Source organism: Streptomyces sp. NPDC043996, assembly GCF_056435225.1.
In genome coordinates, this window is record NZ_JBWKEY010000013.1 from 87,089 (window position 1) to 110,460 (window position 23,372).

A 23,372-nucleotide genomic window follows, 5' to 3' on the forward strand; every position below is an offset into this window, starting at 1 on the left:
CCGGCGGCCGGGCGTCACGGCCGTCACAGACCCGCCGCGGCGGCGGCCTCCTCCCAGGTGAGGCCGTCGCCCTCGGCGTAGGCCGCGGCGTACTCCGCGTCGTCGAGGGCCGCCCGGACGGCCGCCTCGGCGGCCTCGCGGACCTCCCGTTCGAAGATGCTCCGCACATGGCCGGGCGGCAGCCGCCGGTCGGCCACCGCGAGCAGCCGGGCGGCGGCGCGGGCGCGGCCCGGGTCGAGCGCGGCGAGCGCGCGGGCCGTGGTGCCCAGGTGGATGGAGAGCAACTGCGGGGCCACCATCTGCGACAGCGGGTCGGCGGCCTTCACCAGGGCGTCCCCGACGGTCGCGAGGGCGTCCTCGTAACGGCCCTCGACGGTGTTGAGCCAGGCCTCGATGGACAGCACCGTACTGTCGAAGACGGCGAAGCCGACGGCGCTGAACTCCGCGCGAAGCAGCGCCAGTTGCTCGCGCGCCTCGGGGACGCGGCCCGTCATGCCGAGCAGTCCGACGAGGAAGATGCGGGCGGCGGGCAGCGCCCCGTCGAGGCGCCCGGTGGACTCGTCCACGACCCGCCGCAGCAGCGCCTCGCCGCGCCCCTCCTCGCCCGCCTCGATGAGCACCGCGCCGAGCCGGGCCGCCAGGAGGGCCACCTGGGCCTTGGCGCCCAGCTCCTCGGCGTGTGCCATCGCGGCCTCGAAGTCCTCGGCCGCGCGCAGGTACGCCCCGCGCCGCTCGTGGGCCTCGCCGCGCGAGGACAGCGCCTCCGCCGCGCCCCAGACGTCGCCGAGCCCGGTGAAGATCTCCATCGCCTCGTCGGCGTCCCGGGCCGCGTCGCCCGCCCAGTCGACGCGGTTGGCGAGGATGTTGGCCCGCCACTGCAGGGCCGCGGCCAGCTCCCAGGTGTAGCCGAAGGCGCGGCAGGCGGCCACGGTCTCGTCGACGATCGACCGGACCCGGCTGACGTCCCCGGTCATGAGGACGGCGTAGAACCACAGGCTGCCCGGGTTGCGGCAGGTCTGCGGCATGCCGGGGCGGTAGGTGTCGCGGATGGCGCGCAGCTTGCGGGTCGCCTCCGGCGTCTGCCAGGCGTCCGGGTCCATGTCCATGCAGGACAGCTCGACGAGGTGCACGCCGCGCCGGGCCTCGGCGAGGACGTCGGGCGCCATCGGGGGCGGGGCGTCCGTGCAGCGCTCGTACAGCGGCGCCACCGGGACGACGGGACCGGCGAAGGGGTCCGGGCCGAGCGCCGTGACCTCGCCGGACCAGTGCCGGGCCTCGGCCCGCAGGTCGCGCATCTGCCAGAACCAGGTCAGGGAGAGCACCAGGCACAGCGCCTCCTGCTCGTCGCGGGCGGCGATGGCGCGGCGCAGGGCGGTGCGCAGGTTCTCGTACTCCGTCCCCAGGGTCCGGATCGCCGCGCGCTGCCCGTGCCCGCGCAGCTCGGGGTCGGTGACCCGGGCCAGCTCCCGGAAGTACGTGAGGTGCGCGCGTTCGGCGGCGGCGCGCTCCCCCGCCTCGTCCAGGCGTTCCACGGCGTACTCGTAGACGGTCTCCAGGAGCCGGTAGCGCATCGCGTCGCCGTGGGCCGAAGGGGCGGCGACGACGAGGGACTTGTCGACGAGGGAGCCGAGCAGGCCGGGCACGTCGTGGGCGGTGACGCGCACGGCGGGGGCGTCACCGGTGCCCGCCGTGCCCGCCGTGTCCGCCGTGTCGTAGCCGTCGGCGCCGCACACGGCCTCCGCGGCGGCGAGGTCGCAGCCGCCCGCGAAGACCGAGAGGCGGCGCAGGGCGGCGCGTTCGGCGGCGTCGAGGAGGTCCCAGGACCAGTCGACGACGGCGCGCAGGGTCTGCTGGCGCGGCAGCACGGTGCGGGCGCCGTTGGTCAGGAGCCGGAAGCGGTCGTCGAGGCGGTCGGCGATCTGGCGCGGGGTGAGCATCCGCAGGCGGGCCGCCGCCAGCTCGATGGCCAGCGGCAGGCCGTCCAGGCGCAGACAGATCTCGGCGGCCGCCTGCGGGTCGTCCTCGGTGCGGAAGTCCGGGCGCGCGGAGCGGCCCCGGTCGGCGAGCAGCCGCAGCGCGAAGGGTTCCGGCAGCGGTCCGACGGGGCGCAGGGCCTCGCCGGGGACGCCGAGGGGTTCGCGGCTGGTGGCGAGGACCGTCAGGCCGGGGCAGCTGGCCAGGAGCCGCTCGGCGAGGTGGGCGGCGGCGTCGATGACGTGCTCGCAGTTGTCCAGGATGAGCAGCATGCGGCGCGGCGAGCAGTACTCGATGACCCGGGCCACGGGGTCGGCGGCGCGCTCCGCCGCCGCCCGCAGCTCTTCGGCGCCCGCGCCGCGCAGCACGGTCTCGCGGGCCCCGAGCGCGGTGACGACGGCCTCCGGCACGTCGTCCGGGTCGTCCACGGGCGCGAGCTCCGCGAGCCACACCCCGTCGGGCAGCGCCACGGCCTCGGCCGCCTCCTGCGAAAGCCGCGTCTTCCCGGCCCCACCGGGCCCCACCAGCGTCACGAGCCGGGCCCGCTCCAGGTCCGCCCGGATGGCATCGATATCGCCACCGCGCCCCACGAAGGAGGTCAGGCGGGCGCGGAGGTTGCCGGGGGCCGCCGGGGCCGCCGGGGCCGCGGGGGCGGCGGGGGCCGGGGCGGTGCTCGGCGGCCAAGCGCCTGGCTGCCCGAGGGCGGTCGGGGCGGTGGGCGGCTGGGCGGCGACGGGCGGCTGAGTGGCGGGCGGCTGGGCGGCGGCGCCCGGCCCCAAGGCGGGGTCGGGGGCGGCCGGAGCCGGGGCGTGCGGACCTGGGGCGCCGGGGCCCGCGGCAGGTGGACCCGCGACAGCCGGGCCCGAAGCGACCGGCCCCGGCCCAGCCGAGCCCGGAGCGGCGGGCCCGGAAGCGGCCGCGCCCGGAGCACCCGGAGCACCCGGAACCGAGCCAGCCGCCCCCGGCCCAGCAGTTCCCGCACCGGCCAGGTCCGTGGCACCCGAGGGCGCGGACGACGGCGACCCGGCAGGGGCGGACGGCGCTGGCCCAGCGGGCGCGGGCGGCGGAGCCCCGACAGCCCCCGACTCCGGTGCCCCGGCAAGGGCGGACCCCGGTGCCCCGGCAGGGGCCGACGGCACCGGCCCAGCAGGCACAGGCGGCGGGGCCCCGGCCCCGGTGGACGCCGGAGACCCAGCGGAGGCAGACGGCACCGGCCCAGCGGGCACGCGCGGCGGAGCCCCGACAGCCCCCGACTCTGGCGACCCGGCAGAGGCAGACTCCGGTGCCCCGGCAAGGGCGGACGACGGCGACCCGACAGAAGCCAACGGCACCGGCCCAGCGGGCGCGGGCTGCGAGGCCCCCACAGCCCCCGACTCCGGCGACCCGGCAGAGGCAGACTCCGGTGCCCCAGCAAGAGCGGACGACGGCGACCCGACAGAGGCCGACGGCACTGACCCAGCAGGCACAGGCGGCGAGGCCCCCACAGCCCCCGACTCCGGCGACCCAGCAAGAGCAGACGACGGCGACCCGACAGAGGCCGACGGCGCTGGCCCAGCGGGCGCGGGCTGCGGAGCCCCGACAGCCTCCGACTCCGGCGACCCGGCAAGAGCGGCCCCCGGTGCCCCGGCAGGGGCCGACGGCACCGGCCCAGCAGGCACAGGCGGCGGGGCCCCGGCCCCGGTGGACGCCGGAGACCCAGCGGAGGCCGACGGTACCGGCCCAGCGGGCACGGACGGCGAGGCCCCGACAGCCCCCGACTCCGGCGACCCGGCAGACGCAGACTCCGGCGACCCCGCAAGGGCGGACGGTACCGGCCCAGCAGGCACGGACGGCGAGGCCCCCACAGCCCCCAACTCCGGCGACCCAGCGCGGGCGGACTCCGGAGACCCAGCACAGCCGGACCCCGGAGCGCCAGCACGCCCGGACCCCGGAGCCCCAGCACGCCCAGACGCCAAAGCCTCACCAGACTCCGGCACCGCAGACCCACCAGCCCCCGACGCCGGAGCCCCAGCACGGCCAGAAACCGGAGACCCAACAGACCCAGGCGGCCCAACAGCCCCAGGAGCCCCAGGAGCCCCAGCCCCCGGCCCGCCCCCGGGTTGGCCGGAAACCGGAGACCCGGCGGCCTCAGCCCCCGGGAGCCCGACATGGCCGGAACCCGTAGACCCAACAGCCCCAGACTCCAGGGCCCCGACAGCCTCCGGCCCCGCAGACCTATCAGCCTCCGGCCCCGGGAACCCGGCATCCCTCGCCCCCGGGGACCCGGCAGCCCCCGAGCCCGAGGTCTCACCAGCCCCCGCCCCCACGGACCCGGCATCCCCCAAACCCGAAACCCCACCAGCGCCCAAGCCCGAGGCCCCACCAGCCCCAGCCTCCACAGACCCGGCATCCCTCAAACCCGAGGCCTCACCAGCCCCCACCCCCACAGACCCGCCATCCCCCAAACCCGAAACCCCACCAGCCCCCGCCCCCACGGACCCGGCATCCCCCAAACCCGAGGCCTCACCAGCCCCCACCCCCACAGACCCGCCATCCCCCAAACCCGAAACCCCACCAGCCCCCACCCCCGAAACCCGCTCCCCCCTAGATCCCCACCCCCCGGTACCTCCCGGCCGCAGCGCCCGGCCCGTGTCCCGGCCCGGGACACGGGCGCCCGGGCGGCCCCCGGAGCGGAGGAGCGTCTCGTGGAGGGTGCGGAGTTCGGGGCCCGGGTCGGTGCCGAGGCGGTCGGCGAGGACGCGGCGGATCTCTTCGTACGCCGCCAGGGCCTCCGCCGCGCGGCCCGCGTCGCGCAGCGCGCGCAGGCGCAGGGCCTGGAGGGCCTCGTCAAGGGGGTGCGTGCCGCACAGGGCGGTGAGTTCGGGCAGGGTGGACTCGGCCCGGCCCAGGGCGAGCGCGGCGGTGAGCCGGGCGCGGCGCGCCTCCAGGTGGCGGGCGGCCCAGCGGGACGCCTCCGCCGTGTGTTCGGGCAGGTCCGCGAACGCCTCGCCGTGCCAGAGCGCGAGCGCGTCGTCGAGGACGGCGGCGGCCTTGGCCGGGTCGCCGTCGGCCAGGGCGCGGGTGCCCTCGCCGACGAGGCGCTCGAAGCGGTACGCGTCCACGTCGTCGGGCGTCGCCCGCAGCTGGTAGCCGCCGTCCGCCAGGGCGACGGCGTCGGCGCCGAGCGCCTTGCGCAGTCGGCCCACAAGCGCCTGCAGGGCCCCGGCCGCGTCGGCCGGGGGCTTGGCGCCCCACACCTCGTCGACCAGGACGGCCACCGGGACGGTGCGCCCCGGCCGCAGCGCGAGTGCCGCGAGCAGGGCGCGCAGGCGGGCGCCCCCGACGGCGGCACGGGTGCCGTCGGGGCGCACCGCCCGGGTGACGCCTAGAACGCGGTATCGCACGCTCCCATTGTCACCGCTCCCGCGCGGACGCCGAGTTCGGCCTCCCGCACCCGCCCGCGGCACCGGTCACCTCCGGCCACGGCGACGCCCCGTACACCGGCCGTGGAACCACCTCGCCGTCGCCGGACGTTGACCGGGTCCTGCTGTACGGTCGGGCTCGCCCCGCCGGGCGTACGGCATCGCACCCACCCCAGGAGACCCGCACCATGACCGGCCACACCCACGGCGACCGCCGGGTCAGCCCCGTCTTCCTCGGCATCGCCGCCGTCACCGCGGCGAGCGGCTGGGCCGCCTGGACGGGGTTCGCGGACAATCCGGGCTTCGCCGTCTTCCTGTTCGTGACGGCCGCCTGGATCGTCTCCCTGTGCCTGCACGAGTACGCGCACGCCCGCACCGCCCTGCACGGCGGGGACATCTCCGTCGGGGCGAAGGGCTATCTGACGCTCAACCCGCTGAAGTACACGCACGCGCTGCTCAGCATCGTGCTGCCCGTCCTCTTCGTGATCATGGGCGGCATCGGTCTGCCGGGCGGTGCCGTGTTCATCGAGCGCGGCCGCATCCGGGGCCGCTGGCGGCACAGCCTGATCTCGGCGGCGGGCCCGCTCACGAACGTCCTGTTCGCGATCGTGTGCACGGCGCCGTTCTGGCTGGACGCGCTTGACGGCGTCCCGGACACGTTCCGGTACGCGCTCGCGTTCCTCGCGCTGCTCCAGGTGACGGCGGCGATCCTGAACTTCCTGCCGATCCCGGGCCTGGACGGCTACGGCGTCATCGAGCCCTGGCTGTCGCACGCGGTGCGCCGCCAGGTGGAGCCGTTCGCGCCGTTCGGCCTGCTCGCGGTGTTCGGCGTCCTGTGGATCCCGGAGGTCAACCACGCCTTCTTCGACGCGGTCGACGCGATCCTGCGCGGCCTCGGCGTCGAGGAGTGGGACACGTACTGGGGCCAGCGCCTCTACCGCTTCTGGCAGGGCACTCCGGACATCCCCGGAATCAGTGGCTAGCGGCCGCCCGCGCCGCCCGCTCGAGCTTGGCGCGCCGGTAGTAGTACCAGGTCATGTTGGACGAGAGACCCGCGAGCAACACCCACACGATGCCGAGCAGGCTGCCCTGGACGAAGGAGACCACCGCGGCGGCGACGGCGAGGGCGCAGACGACGAGGGTGTACAGCGCTAGGCGGGGCATGGGGTTCGGCTCCTGATCACAGCGTGACGGCTTTGCGGCTTTCCGGACGGACGTGCCGCACCAGTGTCCCCCATGCCCCGCGCGCCGGGGCAACGGCCTACACGTCGGTGACGCGCAGCCCCGCGTGCGCCTTGTACCGCCGGTTGACGGAGATCAGGTTGGCGACCAGGGACTCCACCTGGTGGGCGTTGCGCAGACGCCCGGCGAAGACCCCGCGCATGCCGGGGATGCGGGCGGCGAGCGCCTGCACGGCGTCGGTGTCGGCGCGGGACTCGCCGAGGACCATCACATCGGTGTCGATCTCGTCGATCGACTCGTCCTGGAGCAGCACGGCCGACAGGTGGTGGAAGGCGGCCGTCACCCGCGATTCGGGAAGCAGCGCGGCGGCCTGCTCGGCGGCGCTGCCCTCCTCCGGCTTGAGCGCGAAGGCGCCCTTCTTGTCGAAGCCGAGCGGGTTGACGCAGTCGACGACGAGCTTGCCCGCGAGCGGCTCGCGCAGCGCTTGAAGGGTCTTGGCGTGGCCGTCCCACGGCACGGCGACGATCACGATGTCGCTGCGCCGCGCGCACTCGGCGTTGTCGGCGCCCTCGACGCCGAGGCCGAGTTCGGCGGCCGCGGCCTCGGCGCGCTCGGCGGCGCGGGAACCGATGATCACCTTCTGTCCGGCGCGGGCGAGCCGGTAGGCGAGCCCGCGCCCCTGGTCGCCGGTGCCGCCGAGGACGCCGACGACGAGCCCGGACACGTCGGGCAGGTCCCAGGGGTCCTTGGCGGGCGCCTTCTGCACACTTTCCGTAGAAGTCATGGTCAGACCCTACGTCCGCGCTCGCGGGGCCCGCTCTCAGGTGAGCCAGTCGAGCGGCACCCGCCGGAAGGTGATGGTCTCGTACGCGCTGAAGTCCCCGGTCTCGTACAGGAGTCCGAGGGTGTCCTCGTCGACGCGGACGAGGTCGGAGTAGGCGGCGGGCAGCCCGTCGACGGTGTGGACGCGGGTCCAGGTGGTGCCGTCGTCGTCGCTCGCGCGCAGGCTCATCCGGGCGCGGAAGCCGGGGTCGGCGGGGCCGGAGAACAGCAGCAGGTCGGGGTCGCGCAGCTGGAGCACGGCGCACTCGACGACGGGCCCGGTGAGGCAGGACTGCGGCCGGAAGGGCTTGACGAGGCTCGCGCCGCCGTCCTCGGAGTGGGCGTCGGCGCGGTTGCCGGGGGCGGGTGAGTCGTTGCGGGTGTTGAAGTAGACGCGGCCGTCGGGGAGTTCGGCGGCGGTGGTCTCGTTGACGTTGATGTAGCCGTTGGTGTTGTCGTCGACGTAGCCGATGCGCCAGGTCTGGCCGAGGTTGTCGCTCAGCAGGCAGTGCCCGCCGTTGTAGCGGCCCTCGGTGCCGTCGTCGGTGCCGGTGGGCGGCAGGGAGTGGTTGGCGGGCACGACGACGCGGCCGCCGTCGAGTTGGATGGCGTGGCCCGGCGTGGTCGCGTACCAGCGCCAGTTGGCGCGCTTCACCTGCTTGGTGATCTCCCGGGGCGCCGACCAGGTGCGGCCGTGGTCGTCGCTGTGCTGCTGCCAGACCCTGCGGCCGTCCGCCGGGGCGACCCGGCCGCGCCTGATGGCCTCCTCGGTGGCCTCGGCCGCGTTCCTGACCTGCACGAGCAGGATGCGTCCCGTGTCGAGGACGACGGGGGCGGGATTGCCCGCGAGGTCGGTGCCGTTGGCGCCGACGACCTGGAGCGGGCCCCAGGTGCGGCCGCCGTCGGCGGACCTCTTCAGGACGATGTCGATGTTCCCGAAGTCCTCCTGCGAGCCGACCCGGCCCTCGCAGAAGGCGAGCACGGAGCCGTCGTGCGCGACGACGACCGCCGGGATGCGGAAGCTGGCGTATCCTTCGCGGCCCGCCCGGAACGGAACGGACGCCTCATCTGTCTCCACTGCCATCTCGACCCCTTCCCCACCTCGGGGGAATTCATGGTGAACTCCGGCTGTACGAATAGCCTGTTGCGGCAGTATGCGCCCTCATGGACGCGGTACGGGTCGCGCTGCTGCGCGACGTTCTCGACGGGACCCAATGGCCGGGCGCCACGCGCCGTTTCGCGGGCGCGCTGCGCGCCAGCGTGGTGCCGCGCGGCGGCGGTCTGCTCCTGGTGGGCACCCCGGCGTACGAGCCCTGGCACCTGGCCGCGCACCTCGTCGACGAGGCGGCCTGGTCCGGCACGCCCGAGCTGGCGCCGACCCTGGTGCGGCACCGGCCGCGGCCGGGGGCGCCCGCGCACCTGGCGGTGGGCCTCGGCCGCGTCGAGGCGGCCCGGCGCGGCGAGACGGTGCTCGTGGTCGCGCCGGACGAGCCCCCGCCCGGCCTGCTCTCGCGGATCCACGACGCGCGGCGGGCGGGCGCGACGGTCTTCGCGCTCGGCGCGGCCGCCGACCCGGCGGCGGACCTCGGCGGGCTCGCCCACGAGGCGCTGTGCGTGCCGCGCGCCGCGGAGCTCGACCTGGACACGGTCCAGCACCTGGTGAGCGCGGCGGCGGGCGAGAACAGCCTGCCCGCGCCCCGGGGGCGGCGGCGCGTGCGCGACCGCCTGTCCCGGCTCGCGGACCAGCTGACGGCGCCGCCTCCGGCGCGCTGGTGAGTGCAGGCCGCAGGTAAATGGTTTGCACCAGTGCGTCCGCGCCGCTGACCATGTCCCCTCGTGAAACGAATCGCCGCGATACTGCCCGACCTCTCCCCCTGGCGCTCCACCCGGGACTTCCGGCTGCTCTGGGTGCAGGGTCTGGTCACCTACTTCGGCAGCTTCATGGCGCTGATCGCCCTGCCCCTGCAGATCAAGGACCTCACGGACTCGCCGGTCGCCGTCGGCGCGATGGGCGCCGTCGAGCTCGTCCCGCTGATCGTCTGCGGTCTGTACGGGGGCGCGCTCGCGGACGCGGTGGACCGCCGCAAGGTCATCCTGCTCACGGAGGCGGCGCTCGGCCTCCTCGCCCTGGTGCTGTTCCTGAACGCGCTGCTGCCGAGCCCGCAGCTGTGGCCGCTGTACCTGGTGGCGGCGGGCGTCTCCGGGCTCGCCGGGCTGCAGCGGCCCGCCCTTGACTCCCTGATGGCGAAGATCGTGCCGCACAACCAGCTGACGGCGGCCGCCGCGCTGAACTCGCTGCGCTGGAACGTCGGGGCGATCGCCGGGCCCGCCCTCGCGGGCGTCGTCGTCGCCTACGCCGGGCACGCCAGCGCGTACGCGGTCACGGTCGTCGGCTTCGCCGCCTCGGTGGCCCTGTGCACCCGCCTGTCGCCCGCGCCCGCCGCGCACGACGCCCAGAAGCCGTCGCTGCGGGGGCTCGCGGAGGGCGCGCGGTACGCGTGGTCGCGGCCGGTGCTCCTCGGTACGTACGCCATCGACGGCGCCGCCATGGTCTTCGCCTTCCCCAACACGATCTTCCCCTTCCTCGCGGACGACCTGGACGCGCCGTGGTCGCTCGGCCTGATGTACGCCGCGGGGGCCGTCGGCTCGCTGCTGCTCAGCCTCACCAGCGGCTGGACGTCACGGGTGCGGCGGCACGGGCTGCTCGTGGTGTGCGGGGCGGCGGGCTGGGGCCTCGCCATCACGGCGGCGGGCCTGCTGTCCAACGTGTGGCTGGTCCTGGTCGCCCTCGCCTTCGCCGGGGCGGGCGACATGCTCAGCGGTCTGGCCCGCAGCACCATCTGGAACCAGACGATCCCCGACGAGCTGCGCGGCCGCCTCGCGGGCATCGAGGTGCTCTCCTACAGCGTCGGCCCCCAGCTCGGCCAGGTGCGCGCCGGTGCGGCCGCCGGGTGGTCGGGCACCCGCCCCGCCATCTGGTCCGGCGGCCTGGTCTGCGTGGGCGCGGTGGTGGGGCTGTGCGCGGTGCTGCCGTCGCTGCTCTCGTACGACGCGCGCACGGACGAGCACGCGCGGCGGCGGCGCGAGGCCGCTGCCGCCACGACCTAGGCCCGTACCGGAAGGGGCGCCCCGGCCCGGTGGTGGCGCGCGCCGCCGCCCCGGGGGCGCGTCACTTCTCGCCGGAGTCGCCCCGGGACTCGGCGTCGTGCCAGCGGGGGTCCGTCTCCCACTCCAGGTTCCGCTCGGCGGCCGTCTCCATGGCGCGCGTGGCCTCCTCCCGGGAGGCGTACGGGCCGAACCGGTCCTTGCCCGGGCACTCGGGGCCCTCCTCGACCTTCTTGTGCTCCAGGCAGTAGTACCACTCGCCCGGTTTCCCGGCGGTCCGCTTCTTGAACAGGGCCATGACCGGCTCCTTCCTGCCGCGCTCTCTCCCGCCATGCTGCCCCACCGGCGCTCGTTAGACTCGCTGGCATGTCTGGCCAGTCACTGCTCGTACCAGGGGAGCTCTCTCCCACCCGTTCCGTGCCCGGGAACATCAGGCGCCCGGAGTACGTCGGCAAGCCCGCACCGACGCCGTACACCGGGCCGGAGGTGCAGACCCCGGAGACCGTCGAGCTGATGCGCACGGCGGGCCGCATCGCCGCGCGCGCGATGGCGGAGGCCGCGAAGGCGATCGCGCCAGGGGTGACCACCGACGAACTCGACCGGATCGCGCACGCCTATATGTGCGACCACGGCGCCTACCCCTCGACGCTCGGCTACCGCGGCTTCCCGAAGTCGCTGTGCGCGTCGGTCAACGAGGTCATCTGCCACGGCATCCCGGACTCCACCGTCCTGAAGGACGGCGACATCGTCAACCTGGACGTGACCGCGTACATCGGCGGCGTGCACGGCGACAACAACGCGACGTACCTGGTGGGCGACGTCGACGACGAGTCCAGGCTCCTGGTCGAGCGCACCCGTGAATCCCTGAACCGCGCCATCAAGGCCGTCAGGCCGGGCCGCCAGGTCAACATCATCGGCCGCGTCATCGAGTCGTACGCCAAGCGCTTCGGCTACGGCGTGGTCCGCGACTTCACCGGCCACGGCATCAACTCGTCCTTCCACTCCGGCCTGATCATCCCGCACTACGACAGCCCGCACGCGACCACGGTGATCCAGCCGGGCATGACGTTCACGATCGAGCCGATGCTGACGCTCGGGACGCACGAGTACGACATGTGGGACGACGGCTGGACGGTCGTGACCAAGGACCGCAAGCGCACCGCGCAGTTCGAGCACACGCTGGTGGTGACGGACACCGGGACGGAGATCCTCACGCTGCCGTGAATCGGAACGGCGCGTAGTGTTTTTACCGACAGGGCGTCGGGAACCAGTTGACTTAGGTAAGCCTAACTTGGATGATCGGTGCTGACCACACTGGTTTCCCGCCCCTTTCGGCACCCGGAGGTCCCCATGGACTCGGAGATCCCCCAGCCCACCCGGCTCACGCCCACGCCGTTCTCCACGGTGATCCGCACCGCGTCCCACGAACAGCACACGGAGGCGGAGACGTCCACGTTCATGGGCGACCTGCTTGGCGGCCGCCTGGGCGTGGACGCCTACGCCCGGTACACGGAACAGCTGTGGTTCGTCTACCGCGCCCTGGAAGACGGCGCCGAGGCCCTGCGCGACGACCCCGTCGCCGGTCCCTTCATACGGCCCGAGCTGCTGCGCGTCGCCGAGCTCGAACGCGACCTCGCGCACCTGCGGGGCGCCGACTGGCGCTCGCGCGCCAGCGCGCTGCCCGCGACGGCCGCGTACGCGGAGCGGGTCTCGGAGTGCGCGCGCACGTGGCCCGGCGGGTACGTCGCCCACCACTACACCCGCTATCTGGGCGACCTCTCCGGCGGCCAGATCATCCGGGACAAGGCCGAGAAGACCTGGGGGTTCGCCAAGAAGGGCGACGGCGTCCGGTTCTACGTCTTCGACGGGATCCCCAACCCGGCGGCGTTCAAGCGGAGCTATCGCGAGCTGCTCGACGGGATCGACGTGGTGGTGCCGGACGAGCTGGAGCGGCATCGGATCGTCGAGGAGTGCAAGCGGGCTTTCGCCCTGAACACCGGGGTCTTCACCGCCCTGGGCCACGAGTTCCCCCGGGCGGCGTGACCCTCCCTGTCCTCAAACGCCGGACGGGCTGTCTTCTCCCACCCGCCCGCCCTTACACCTGCGGCTGCCCCCGCACCCCCCGACCTAGCGGCTCGCGCGTGGGTGGGTGGGAAAAGCCAGACCCGAGCAGGCGACGTTTCAGCCCGTCCGGCGTTTGAGGACGAGGCGCGGAGCGCCAATGGCTTTGAGCGGGGGAACGGGGGCAGCCGCACCCGGATCGGGAAGGGGCGGGCCTGGGGCGCCCCGCGAGGGCACCGCGAGCGCCACGCGACCGCCGAGCTCGATGAGCCCACCGGGCCCGGGCGCGGTGAGGATCTGCGACCCCCGCCCCTGCGTGATGTTGAGGGCCCGCCCCAGCAGCTCGGTCAGGAGCAGCGCCGCCGCCCCCGTGGCCTCGTCCTCGGCGATCCCGTCATCCCGCCCGGGAAACCCCCGCGCCCGCACCCGCCCCGCGGCCTCGTCCTCCCACGCCCAGGCGTAGATCCACTCCCCGGCGGGCGGCACGGCGAGCGCCTCCACCTCCGCCGCGGAGCCGTACGCGCGCAGCGTCCGCGGCGGCGCCCACTCCGCGCGCGCCGTGATCCAGCTGAACTCCCCGTCCTGGCGGGCCTCGACGACCCCGGCGGACGTGACGAGCTCGGGCAGGTCCAGGAGCCAGGCGGTGCCGACGCAGGGGTACCCGGCGAAGGGCAGCCGGGTGGTGGGCGTGTAGATGTCGATGTCGCCGCGCTCGGGGTCGTCGACGAACACCGTCTCGCTGAAGCCGAGCTTCCCGGCGAGCGCCTGCCGCTGTTCGCGCGCGGGCAGGCGCCCCCCGTCCCTGACGACGCCGAGTTCGTTGCCGTGCCGGCCGTCGGGCGCGCAGAAGACACGCACGACGTCGACCCCTTCATGAACGTCGGCGGCCTCGTACACGTCGACGGCCTCGTGCACGTCGGCTGTCTCATGCACGTCGCAGGCGGGCGCCTCGGATACGCGTTCTTCGGTCACTTGGGCATTCAAGCATCAGGCGCCGCGCGGACGCGCGGCGCCTGAGAGGGAGTTGGCCTCGTCACACCGCCGGGCGCGCCCGGCGGTTCACCTGTGTCAGGCCCGCGCCCCGTGGCCCGTACCGCGCCGCCGCGCCGCGTACATCGCGCCCGCGCCCGCCACGACGACCGCGCCCGCGACGCCGAGCAGCGCGCTCGACGGCGCCCCGGCGCCGGTCTCGGCGAGGGCCCCGGTGTCGCCGCCGGACCCGCCCACGGACCCGCCGCCGACCGAACCGCCGCCGCCCACGGAGCCGGACCCGGCGGAGCCGTTCGGCACGGGGCCGTTGTCGCCGCCCATGGTGGAGGAGCCGGAGGACGACGGCAGGACGGCCCGGTCGGACAGGGTGAGCGCCACCGTCACCGGGTCGATCGGGTCACCGGCGCGGTAGGGCGATCCCGTGGTCTCGTTGGCGAACTGCTTGGCGCCCGCCGCCGTGAACTTCGCGGGCACCTTCTTGAGCAGGACCACGTCGTTCTTGGCGGCGTACGAGGCCCTGGACAGGTCGAGCGTCGCGAACTTCACGTTGTCGCGGGTGCGGCCCTGCGCCTTCACGTCGGCGTACAGCGTGCCCTTCTTGCCGCTCGCCTTGACCTTGAGGTCGCTGAACGTCATGTCGATGCCGTGCCCCCGGTAGCGGAAGCGCACGCTGCCGCCGAAGGAGGCGTCGACCGTCTTGGCGTTCGCGTTCCACTTCGCCTTGCCGTACGGGAAGTCGAAGCCGCCGGTCTTCTTCTTGGCGCCGCCGGCCGTCGTGATGGTCCCGCCGGAGGAGATGTAGCGGCGGAAGCTCTCCTTCAGGCCCCAGGACAGCTTGCCGCCGACGACCTTCTTGGGCTTGGCCGGGGTGGTGGGCTTGGCGGTCGGCTTGGGCGTCGGCTTCTGGGTGGGCTTCGGCGGCTTGGTCGGGGTGGTGGGCGTGGGCTTGGGGTCCGGCGACGGCGCGGTGCCGCCGGGCAGAACCGTGAGCGTGGCCGGGTCGAGCACCTCGCCGTTCTGGTACATGCCGTTGAAGGCCTTCGCCCCGGCGGCGGTCAGGGTCGTCGGGATGTCCTTGAACGTCATCGCGCCGCCCTCGCCGTGGCCGGGGCGCACGGCGCTCAGGTCGAGCGTGGCGAGGTCGATGTCGTTCTGCTTGGCGCCGTTGAGCGTGACGTCGGCCTTGATCGCGCCGGTCTTGCCCTTGGTGTGCACCTTGACGTCGGCGATGGCGATGTCGAAGCGGTGGGCCTGGGAGGTGAAGCGGACGGCGCCCTTGAAGGCGACCTTCGTCACGTGGTCCGTGAGCGCGTAGGTGCCCTTGCCGCCGACGAACGTGAACGCGCCGTTGTCCGGGGCCTGCTTGGCGCCGCCGGTGGTCGTGATCTTGCCCGCGGCCATGCCGGTGACGTACTTGCGGAAGGACTCCTTCAGACCCCAGTCCAGGGTGCCGTCCGTGATGGTGAACGCCGTCGGCGCCTGCGGCGCCCGGTCGGTGCCCGCGGGCTCGTCGGCGGCGAGCGCGGGCAGGGTGAGGGTGCTCGCGCCGAGCACGACGGCCGTCGCGACGGCGGCCGTGCGGGCTATGGGACGGCGGGTGGCTGCCATGGTCAATTGCTCCTCGGGGGGGGGAGGGAGGGGGAAGAGAGCGGGGTGGGGTGAGGGGGTGGTGACGGGGACGGGGGGGTGAGGCGGGATCAGGGGGTTTCGGAGGTGTCGTCCGTGGGCGCGGCCGCGGTGGCCGCCCGCCGCTTGCGGGCGAACCCGAAGGCCACGGCCGCCGCGACGAGCAGGGCGGCGACGGCGCCGAGGGTGAGGGGCAGGGCCGAGGAGCCGGAGGAGTCCGCGTCGTCGGAGGCCTTGGCGGCCCGCTCCGGCTTCGGCTCCGCGGCCTTCTTCGGCGCCGGGGACGAGCCGAGGTCGGGCAGCGCGGGCAGTTGCGCCTTCGTGTCGACGGCGACGGCGAGGGAGACGGGGTCCATCGCGGTGCCCGCCTTGTACATCGACCCGAAGGCCTTGGCCCCGTCGGCGGTGAGCTTCGCGGGCGCCTCGGTGACGGCGATCAGGCCGCCGCGCGGCGTGAGCCCGGTCAGCTCCTTGGCGGTGAAGGTGACGATCGGCGCCTTCTTCTTGGTGAAGTCCCCGCTGTCGACGTCGGCGTAGAGCGTGCCCTCGCCGTCCTTGACGCCGACGGCGACGCGGCTCAGGGCGATGTCGAGCCCGTGCTTGCCGGTGAAGCGGACGGCACCCGTGAAGTCCGCCGCCAGGGTGCGCTTCTTCTCGTCGTACGTGCCCTCGCCGCGCGGGAAGCGGAACAGCGCGCCGCCGTCCTGGGCGCCGGAGGTGAGCGTCCACTTGCCCTGGGCGATGGAGCCGGAGACGTACTCGCGGAAGGTGCGGCGCACGCCCCAGTCGACGGCCGCGTCCTCGATGCGCCCGGCGGCCTTGTCCTTGTCCTTCTTCTTCCGGCCGTCCCGCTTGCCGTCGCCCTTGCCGTCCTTGTCGGCCTTGCCCTTCTCATCGGCCTTGTCGCCGGGCTTCGTTGACGGCTCGCCGTCCGGCTTCCGGTCCGCCGCGAGGTCCGTGGACAGGCTGACCGGGTCGAGGCGGGTGCCCGCCGTGTAGTACCCGGCGAAGGCCTTGGCGCCCTGCGCGGTGAGGGTCGCGGGGATGTGGGTGAGGGCGATCGGCCCGCTGCCGCCCTTCATGTTGATGCCCGACAGGTTCAGCGAGGCGAGCGGCACCTGCGCGGTCGAGGTGACCTTGCCGCTGCCCTTGGCCTTGCTGACCATGTCGGCGTAGAGCGTGCCGGAGCCGCCGGAGACCTTGACGGTGGGGCGGCTGATCGTCAGGTCGAGCTGGTACGAGGAGCCCTTCTTGTGCCCGACGAAGTGCACGCCGCCCGCGAACGCGGCGCTGAAGCCGCCGCTTTCCGGGTCGTAGGCGCCCTTCGCCGAGTGGAAGCGGAACTGGCTGCCGCCGACGGTCGCGGCGCCGCCCTGGAGGTTCCAACTGCCCTGGGCGACGGGCCCGGTGACATAGCTCTGGAACGAGGACTTGATGCCCCAGTCGAGCCTGCCGCCGCGCACGGTGCGCTCCTCCGCGTGGGCGGCGGCCGCCGGGAGCAGCGCGGTGACGAGTCCGGCCAGTACGGCCACGGCGATGGTGCGGACGCCGTGGCCACCGCGCGCACGCGGCGGTCTGGACGACGGCATGGGTCCCCTCCAGGTCTAGCTCGATAAGGTAAGGCTAACCTAAACTAAGATCGCCTCAACGGGGAACCTCACGACAGGACGGTGGACTTCGGTGCGCAAGCCGCGCTCACTCAGGACGGTCGGCGCCTTGGCCGCCGTCCTCACGCTGGCCCTCGCCGGATGCGGAACCTCCGACGACGGCGGATCGGGGGGCGGCGCGCCGCGGGCGAAGGCCGCCCACGCCGACCGGGTCGAGCCGCTCGCGGGCAAGCCCGTCGCGAAGCTCCCGGTGACCGTCCCCTCCGCCGACGGCAAGAAGGTCACGGTCAAGGACACCGACCGGATCGTGCCGCTCACCGGCAGCCTGAACGAGATCGTGTTCACGCTCGGGCTCGGCTCGCACGTGGTGGCCCGCGACATCACGGCCACCTTCGACCAGGCCAAGAAGCTGCCGGTGGTGACGCGCGCCCACGACGTGTCGGCGGAGAGCGTGCTCTCCCTGAAGCCGACGGTCGTCCTCGCCGACACCACCACCGGGCCCGCCGAGGCGATCGACCAGATCCGCGACGCGGGCGTCCCCGTCGTCGTCCTCGACCCGGCCAAGAGCCTCGGCGACGTCGGCCCGCGCATCGAGGCGGTCGCCAAGGCCCTCGGCGTGCCCCAGGCGGGCGCGCGGCTGAAGTCCCGTACCGCACAGCGCATCCAGAAGGTGCGCGATGCCGTGCCGCACCGGGGCGGCAAGCCGCGCGTGGCCTTCCTGTACCTGCGCGGCTCCGCCTCCGTCTATCTGCTCGGCGGCCGCGAGTCGGGCGCGAGCTCCCTCCTTGAGGCGGCGGGCGCGGTGGACGCGGGCAAGGCGTCCGGCCTGGGGAAGGACTTCACGGCGATCACCAGCGAGGCCCTCGCGAAGGCCGCGCCGGACGCGATCCTGGTGATGTCCAAGGGCCTGGACTCCGTCGGCGGCGTCGACGGCATGGTGAAGATCCCCGGCGTGGCCGAGACGCCCGCGGGCATGGACCGCCGCGTCGTGTCCGTCGAGGACGGGGTGCTCCTGAACTACGGCCCGCGCACCGACCGGGTCCTCGCCTCGATCGTGGACCAGCTCTACAAGGACGCCAAGTGACCGAGGACGCCAAGTGACCCTCACCGCCAAACCCGCGCGCGAGGCGGCCGCCCCCGCCGAGGCGGCGGGGGCCGCGCCGCGCGGGCGGCGCGGGGCACCCGCGCTGCTCACCGCCGCCCTGGCCGCCGCGCTCGCCGTCTTGAGCCTGCTGTCGGCGGGCATCGGCGCGTACGACATCCCGCTCGGCGACGTCCTCGCCTCCGCCCAGCACCGGATCGGGCTCGGCGGGCACGCCCTGGAGCGGGTCCCCGAGAGCGTGCTGTGGAACGTGCGCCTTCCGCGGGTGACGCTTGCGCTGCTCGTGGGCGCCTCGCTGGGCTGCGCGGGCGCCCTGATGCAGGGCGTGTTCGGCAATCCGCTGGCCGAGCCCGGCGTGATCGGGATCTCCTCCGGCGCGGCCGTGGGCGCCGTCGGCTCGATCGCGCTCGGCCTGAGCTTCTTCGGCAACTGGACGGTGACGGTGTGCGCGTTCGTCGCCGGGCTCGTCACCGTGCTGCTCGTGTACGCCCTCTCGCGCGAGGGCGGCCGCACCGAAGTGGTGACGCTGATCCTCACCGGCATCGCCGTGAACGCCTTCGCGGGCGCGCTGATCGGCCTGTTCCTGTTCTTCGCGGACAACGCGCAGGTCTCCCAGATCACGTTCTGGCAGCTCGGCTCGCTGGCCCAGGCCACCTGGCCGAAGGTGCTCGCCGTGCTGCCCTGCGCGGCGGCCGGGCTGCTCGTCGCGCCCGTGTACGCCCGCAAGCTGGACCTGCTCGCGCTCGGCGAGCGGCCCGCGCGGCACCTCGGCGTGGACGTGGAGCGGCTGCGGATCGTGCTCGTTCTGGTGGTGGCGCTGCTGACCGCCGCCGCCGTGGCCGTCGCCGGGATCATCACCTTCGTGGGGCTGCTCGTGCCGCACCTGCTGCGGATGGCGGCGGGGCCGGGACACCGGTTCCTGGTGCCGGGCAGCGCGCTCGGCGGGGCCGTGGTGCTCGTCGGCGCCGACCTCGCGGCCCGCACCGTGGCCGCGCCCGCCGAGCTGCCGCTCGGCGTGCTCACCGCGCTGTTCGGCAGCCCGTTCTTCTTCTGGCTGCTGCGCAGGACCCGCCGCAAGCAAGGAGGCTGGGCATGATCGGGCAGTGGGGCAGGCGTCTGCTCGGGGCGCGCGAGCGCGAACTGCCAGGGCCGGTGGCGCCCGGCGACGTGCTGGCCGAGGCCGTGGACCTGCGGGTGCGCCTCGGCGCGCGGGACGTCCTGACGGGCGTCACCGTCCAGGCCCGCGCGGGCGAGGTGCTCGCCCTCGTCGGCCCCAACGGGGCGGGCAAGTCCACCCTGCTGGCCGCGCTCGCCGCCGACTCTCCCGCGGGCTCCGGCACCGTACGGATCTGCGGCCGCCCCGCCGCCGACTGGCCCGCCGCCGAACTCGCCCTGCGCCGCGCCGTGCTGCCGCAGTCGGCGACCCTGTCGTTCCCGTTCCCGGTCGAGGACGTCGTACGGATGGGGCGCGCGCCGTGGGCCGGGACGCGCCTGGAGGACGACGACGACCGCGTGGTGGCCGAGGCGATGGCGGCCACCGAGGTCGACGCGTTCGCCGCGCGCCCGTTCTCCGCCCTCAGCGGCGGCGAGCGCGCCCGGGTCGCCCTCGCCCGGGTCCTCGCCCAGCGCGCCCCGCTGCTCCTGCTCGACGAGCCGACGGCGGCCCTCGACCTGCGCCACCAGGAGCTGGTCCTCAGGATCTGCCGGGAGCGGGCGGCCGCCGGTGACGCGGTGGTCGTGGTCCTGCACGACCTGGGGCTCGCGGCGGCGTACGCGGACCGGGCCGTCGTGCTTCACGGCGGCGCGGTGGCGGCGGACGGCACCCCCGCCGAGGTGTTCGGCGAGACGCTGCTCACAGAGGTGTACCGGCAGCCCGTCGAGGTGTTCCCGCATCCGCGCACAGGAGCACCGCTGGTCACACCGCTGCGCGGCGGTATCTGAGGACAGCTCGGGAGGGCGGTTTCAGGACAGCGCTTGACCTTCGCTTTACTCCCCCGTGGGCGGGTCCGAAGTAAAGCTCGGCTAAGTTAGGGTCCCCTCACTGGCACGGTGCCAGTCCCTTGGAATCCTGGAGCCCCCATGCGCCGCGCCCGTCTGTCCGCGCTGACCGCAGCCGTCACCGCGGCCGCCCTCACCGCCCTCTCCGGCTGTACGGAGAAGAGCCAGGGCGAGGGCGGCGCGGGCGCCGTCAAGGTCACCGCGAGCGACGACGAGTGCCAGGTCTCGAAGAAGGAATTCCCGGCCGGGCACGTGGAGTTGGCCGTCGAGAACAAGGGCTCCAAGGTCACCGAGGTCTATCTCCTCTTCCCCGACGACCGCATCGTCACCGAGCGCGAGAACATCGGCCCCGGCACCCAGCAGACCCTCACCGCCGAGGTGAAGGCGGGCGACTACCGCATCGCCTGCAAGCCCGGCATGAAGGGCAAGGGCATTCGCCAGGACGTGAAGGCCACCGGCGGCGGCACGAACGTCAAGCGCGACCCGCGCCTCGACAAGGCCGTGGCCGAATATCGCGCCTACGCGCAGGCGCAGGCCGACGAGACGCTCCCGAAGGTGAAGGTCTTCACCGACGCGGTCAGGAAGGGCGACCTCGCGGCCGCGAAGAAGGCGTACGCCCCCTCGCGCATCGGCTGGGAGCGCACCGAGCCGGTCGCCGAGTCCTTCGGCGACATCGACCCCAAGGTCGACGTCCGCGAGGACGGCCTCGACGAGGGCCAGGACCCGGAGAAGGACTGGACGGGCTGGCACCGCCTGGAGCGCGCGCTCTGGCAGGACAAGAAGATCGGGCAGCGCGAGAAGGACCTCGCGACCCGGCTCGACGAGGACCTCGCCGACTGGCGCGAGCGCGTCGGCAAGGCGGAGATCACCCCGTCGTCGATGGCCAACGGCGCCAAGGAGCTCCTCGACGAGGTCGCCACCGGCAAGGTCACCGGCGAGGAGGAGCGCTACTCGCACACCGACCTCGTCGACTTCAAGGCCAACCTGGAGGGCGCCGAGAAGGCGTACGGGCTGCTCAGGCCCGTCGCCTCCGAGAACAACCCGGAGCTCGCCAAGGAGCTCGACCGGCAGTTCGCGGCCCTGGGCAAGCTCCTCGACCGGTACCGGAAGCCGGGCTCCTCCGTCTTCACCTCGTACGACAAGGTCGGCAAGGCGGACCGCAAGGAGCTGTCGGACGGCGTGAACGCGCTCGCGGAGCCGCTGTCGAAGCTGGCGGCGGCCGTGGTGAAGAAGAAGTGACGCACGGCCGCACCCAGACGCACGGCCGCACCCAGGGGAGGCAGGCCATGGCTGAGGACAGGAACACCGGCTCCGGCACCCCGTCGCGGCGCGCGCTGCTCGGCTGGGGCGGGGCCGGGCTCGCGCTCGGCGCCGCGGCCGCGGGCGGCGCGGTGGCGATGGCGCGCCCGGACTCCGGCGCCGACGCGGTGCCCGCGGGGGCGGCCGGGGCCGCCGTCGCCTTCCACGGCGCGCACCAGGCGGGCATCGCGACCGCCGTGCAGGACCGGTTGCACTTCGCGGCGTTCGACGTGAAGACGGACGACCGCGCGGAGTTCGTCGCGCTCCTGAAGGAGTGGACGCGCGCGGCGGAGCGGATGACCGCCGGTCAGGCGGTCGGCGAGGGCGCGGTCGGCTCGCTGCCCGAGGCGCCGCCGGACGACACCGGCGAGGCGCTCGGCCTCAAGCCCTCCCGCCTGACGCTCACGATCGGCTTCGGCCCCTCGCTGTTCGAGAAGTACGGCGAGGCGTTCGGCCTCGCGGGCCAGCGCCCGGACGCGCTGGTGGACCTGCCCAAGTTCCCCGGCGACAACCTCGACGCGGCCCGCGGCGGCGGCGATCTGTGCGTCCAGGCCTGCGCGGACGACCCGCAGGTCGCGGTGCACGCGATCCGCAACCTGGCGCGCATCGGCTTCGGCAAGGTCGCCGTCCGCTGGTCGCAGCTCGGCTTCGGCAAGACGTCGTCGACGACGCCCGAGGCGCAGACGCCGCGCAATCTGATGGGCTTCAAGGACGGCACCCGCAACGTCTCGGGCACCGACGAGGGCCAGCTGGCCAAGCACGTCTGGGTCGCCGAGAAGGAAGGACCGGACTGGATGGCAGGCGGCTCCTACCTCGTCGCCCGCCGCATCCGCATGAACGTCGAGACCTGGGACCGCACCTCGCTGCGGGAGCAGGAGGACGTCTTCGGCCGCGACAAGGGCGAGGGCGCCCCGGTCGGCAAGGCCAAGGAGCGCGACGAGCCGTTCCTGAAGGCGATGAAGCCCGACGCGCACGTCCGGCTCGCGCACCCCGACACCAACGGCGGCGCGACGATCCTGCGCCGCGGCTACTCCTTCACCGACGGCACCGACGGGCTCGGCCGCCTGGACGCGGGCCTGTTCTTCCTCGCCTACCAGCGCGACGTGCGCGAGGGCTTCATTCCGGTGCAGCGCTCCCTCGCGGCGAAGGACGCGCTCAACGAGTACATCCAGCACGTCGGTTCGGCGGTCTTCGCGATCCCGCCCGGCGTGCGCGACAAGGACGACTGGTGGGGCCGCGCGCTGTTCACCGGGAAGGCGTGAGCCCGTGTTCGGCAACTACCTGATCGGCCTGCGCGAGGGCCTGGAAGCCAGCCTCGTGGTGTGCATCCTCGTCGCGTACCTGGTGAAGACCGAGCGGCGGGACGCGCTCCTTCCGGTGTGGTCCGGCATCGGCGTGGCCGTGGCGCTCTCCCTCGGCTTCGGCTGCGCGCTGACCTTCGGCTCGCAGGAGCTGACGTTCGAGGCGCAGGAGGCGCTCGGCGGCTCCCTGTCGCTCCTCGCGGTGGCCCTGGTGACGTGGATGGTCTTCTGGATGCGGCGCACCGCGCGGCACCTGCGGGCCGAGCTGCACGGAAAGCTCGACGCGGCCCTCCAGATGGGCACGGCCGCCCTGGTCGCGACGGCGTTCCTGGCCGTGGGCCGCGAGGGCCTGGAGACCGCCCTGTTCGTGTGGGCGTCGGTGCGGGCGTCGAACGACGGCACCCACGCGCCGCTCGCCGGTGTGCTGCTCGGGCTGCTCACGGCGGTCGCCCTTGGCTGGCTGTTCTACCGGGGCGCCCTGCGCATCAACCTCGCGAAGTTCTTCACCTGGACCGGCGCGATGCTGGTCGTGGTGGCGGCGGGCGTCCTCGCGTACGGCGTGCACGACCTCCAGGAGGCGCGGTTCGTCGGCGGCCTGGAGAACAAGGCGTTCGACATCAGCGCGACGATCCCGCCGGACAGCTGGTACGGCACGCTCCTCAAGGGCGTGTTCAACTTCCAGCCCAATCCGACCGTGGTCCAGGTCGTCGTGTGGTCGCTGTATCTGGTCCCGGTGCTCGCGCTGTTCCTCGCGCCCCCGCGCGCGGGCTCCGCCGCGCCCGGAGGCGGGGCCCCAAAGCCCGCGAAAGCCGCGAAGGCCGACGCCGCCGGTTCCTGACGGCGCCCGCGCGCCCGCGCCGCACGGGCCCCGGGTAGGGTTCGGGCCCGGGAACGGGTAGGCGGA

The 23,372-nt window shown here is 74.3% G+C and carries 19 protein-coding genes and 1 pseudogene; 11 read left to right on the top strand and 9 right to left on the bottom strand.

Going from position 1 to position 23,372, the window contains the following annotated elements; genetic code table 11:
* Positions 1-23 precede the first annotated feature (23 nt).
* Together AC07A4_RS30100 and AC07A4_RS30105 are read right to left on the bottom strand one after the other, a co-directional pair.
* On the bottom strand, positions 24-2,753 hold the full coding sequence (locus AC07A4_RS30100; RefSeq protein WP_478605035.1) for an ATP-binding protein: 2,730 nt from the start codon (positions 2,751-2,753) through the stop codon (positions 24-26).
* A 1,890-nt stretch (positions 2,754-4,643) separates the two neighbouring features.
* Positions 4,644-5,357 (bottom strand): annotated as a pseudogene (locus AC07A4_RS30105) (AfsR/SARP family transcriptional regulator); the annotation flags it as partial.
* 206 nt (positions 5,358-5,563) lie between these two features.
* On the opposite strand from AC07A4_RS30105, the gene AC07A4_RS30110 reads away from it, so the two are divergent.
* Positions 5,564-6,358: a site-2 protease family protein gene (locus tag AC07A4_RS30110; RefSeq protein WP_478604546.1), complete on the top strand. Its 795-nt coding sequence runs from the start codon at positions 5,564-5,566 to the stop codon at positions 6,356-6,358.
* Here the strand turns inward: AC07A4_RS30110 and AC07A4_RS30115 are convergent.
* From AC07A4_RS30115 to AC07A4_RS30125, 3 genes are all read right to left on the bottom strand, one after another.
* Positions 6,348-6,539 (bottom strand): hypothetical protein, encoded by a 192-nt coding sequence (locus tag AC07A4_RS30115; RefSeq protein WP_478604548.1) that lies wholly within the window; start codon positions 6,537-6,539, stop codon positions 6,348-6,350. The two genes, AC07A4_RS30110 and AC07A4_RS30115, sit on opposite strands and share 11 nt — an antisense overlap.
* Positions 6,540-6,636: 97 nt before the next feature.
* The gene (gene npdG, locus AC07A4_RS30120) at positions 6,637-7,341 is read right to left on the bottom strand and encodes an NADPH-dependent F420 reductase (protein ID WP_478604551.1); all 705 of its coding nucleotides are present in this window, start codon (positions 7,339-7,341) and stop codon (positions 6,637-6,639) included.
* A gap of 36 nt (positions 7,342-7,377) precedes the next feature.
* Entirely contained in the window at positions 7,378-8,463 is a 1,086-nt protein-coding gene (locus AC07A4_RS30125) for a sialidase family protein (RefSeq protein WP_478604553.1), read from the bottom strand.
* A gap of 80 nt (positions 8,464-8,543) precedes the next feature.
* Here AC07A4_RS30125 and AC07A4_RS30130 point away from each other — a divergent pair, with 80 nt between their 5' ends.
* Positions 8,544-9,155: a hypothetical protein gene (locus AC07A4_RS30130; RefSeq protein WP_478604556.1), complete on the top strand. Its 612-nt coding sequence runs from the start codon at positions 8,544-8,546 to the stop codon at positions 9,153-9,155.
* A gap of 60 nt (positions 9,156-9,215) precedes the next feature.
* A complete protein-coding gene (locus AC07A4_RS30135; RefSeq protein WP_478604558.1) occupies positions 9,216-10,487 on the top strand; it encodes an MFS transporter in 1,272 nt (423 codons plus the stop codon).
* 61 nt (positions 10,488-10,548) lie between these two features.
* On the opposite strand, the gene AC07A4_RS30140 is transcribed toward AC07A4_RS30135, so the two are convergent.
* Positions 10,549-10,782 (bottom strand): hypothetical protein, encoded by a 234-nt coding sequence (locus AC07A4_RS30140; RefSeq protein WP_478604560.1) that lies wholly within the window; start codon positions 10,780-10,782, stop codon positions 10,549-10,551.
* A 68-nt stretch (positions 10,783-10,850) separates the two neighbouring features.
* On the opposite strand from AC07A4_RS30140, the gene map reads away from it, so the two are divergent.
* Both map and AC07A4_RS30150 read left to right on the top strand, forming a co-directional pair.
* Positions 10,851-11,708, top strand: coding sequence for a type I methionyl aminopeptidase (map, locus tag AC07A4_RS30145; RefSeq protein ID WP_478604562.1), 858 nt, complete (start codon positions 10,851-10,853; stop codon positions 11,706-11,708).
* A gap of 126 nt (positions 11,709-11,834) precedes the next feature.
* Entirely contained in the window at positions 11,835-12,527 is a 693-nt protein-coding gene (locus AC07A4_RS30150) for a biliverdin-producing heme oxygenase (protein ID WP_478604564.1), read from the top strand.
* Positions 12,528-12,665: 138 nt separating this feature from the next.
* Here AC07A4_RS30150 and AC07A4_RS30155 read toward each other — a convergent pair whose 3' ends face one another.
* From AC07A4_RS30155 to AC07A4_RS30165, 3 genes are all read right to left on the bottom strand, one after another.
* Positions 12,666-13,442: a PhzF family phenazine biosynthesis protein gene (locus tag AC07A4_RS30155; RefSeq protein ID WP_478605038.1), complete on the bottom strand. Its 777-nt coding sequence runs from the start codon at positions 13,440-13,442 to the stop codon at positions 12,666-12,668.
* 171 nt (positions 13,443-13,613) lie between these two features.
* Positions 13,614-15,143 (bottom strand): HtaA domain-containing protein, encoded by a 1,530-nt coding sequence (locus AC07A4_RS30160; RefSeq protein WP_478604567.1) that lies wholly within the window; start codon positions 15,141-15,143, stop codon positions 13,614-13,616.
* An 89-nt stretch (positions 15,144-15,232) separates the two neighbouring features.
* Positions 15,233-16,750: an HtaA domain-containing protein gene (locus AC07A4_RS30165; RefSeq protein ID WP_478604569.1), complete on the bottom strand. Its 1,518-nt coding sequence runs from the start codon at positions 16,748-16,750 to the stop codon at positions 15,233-15,235.
* Between the two features lie 91 nt (positions 16,751-16,841).
* On the opposite strand from AC07A4_RS30165, the gene AC07A4_RS30170 reads away from it, so the two are divergent.
* The 6 genes from AC07A4_RS30170 (at position 16,842) to efeU (ending at position 23,306) form a co-directional block, all read left to right on the top strand.
* On the top strand, positions 16,842-17,852 hold the full coding sequence (locus AC07A4_RS30170; RefSeq protein WP_478604572.1) for a heme/hemin ABC transporter substrate-binding protein: 1,011 nt from the start codon (positions 16,842-16,844) through the stop codon (positions 17,850-17,852).
* 13 nt (positions 17,853-17,865) lie between these two features.
* Entirely contained in the window at positions 17,866-18,966 is a 1,101-nt protein-coding gene (locus AC07A4_RS30175) for a FecCD family ABC transporter permease (RefSeq protein ID WP_478604574.1), read from the top strand.
* Positions 18,963-19,811: a heme ABC transporter ATP-binding protein gene (locus tag AC07A4_RS30180; RefSeq protein WP_478604576.1), complete on the top strand. Its 849-nt coding sequence runs from the start codon at positions 18,963-18,965 to the stop codon at positions 19,809-19,811. Before AC07A4_RS30175 ends, AC07A4_RS30180 begins: the two co-directional genes overlap by 4 nt.
* Positions 19,812-19,949: 138 nt before the next feature.
* Positions 19,950-21,107 (top strand): iron uptake system protein EfeO, encoded by a 1,158-nt coding sequence (efeO, locus tag AC07A4_RS30185; protein ID WP_478604578.1) that lies wholly within the window; start codon positions 19,950-19,952, stop codon positions 21,105-21,107.
* A 47-nt stretch (positions 21,108-21,154) separates the two neighbouring features.
* Entirely contained in the window at positions 21,155-22,429 is a 1,275-nt protein-coding gene (gene efeB, locus AC07A4_RS30190) for an iron uptake transporter deferrochelatase/peroxidase subunit (protein WP_478604581.1), read from the top strand.
* Positions 22,430-22,433: 4 nt separating this feature from the next.
* Complete coding sequence (gene efeU / locus AC07A4_RS30195) at positions 22,434-23,306, top strand: iron uptake transporter permease EfeU (RefSeq protein ID WP_478604582.1); 873 nt, start codon at positions 22,434-22,436, stop codon at positions 23,304-23,306.
* Positions 23,307-23,372 lie beyond the last annotated feature (66 nt).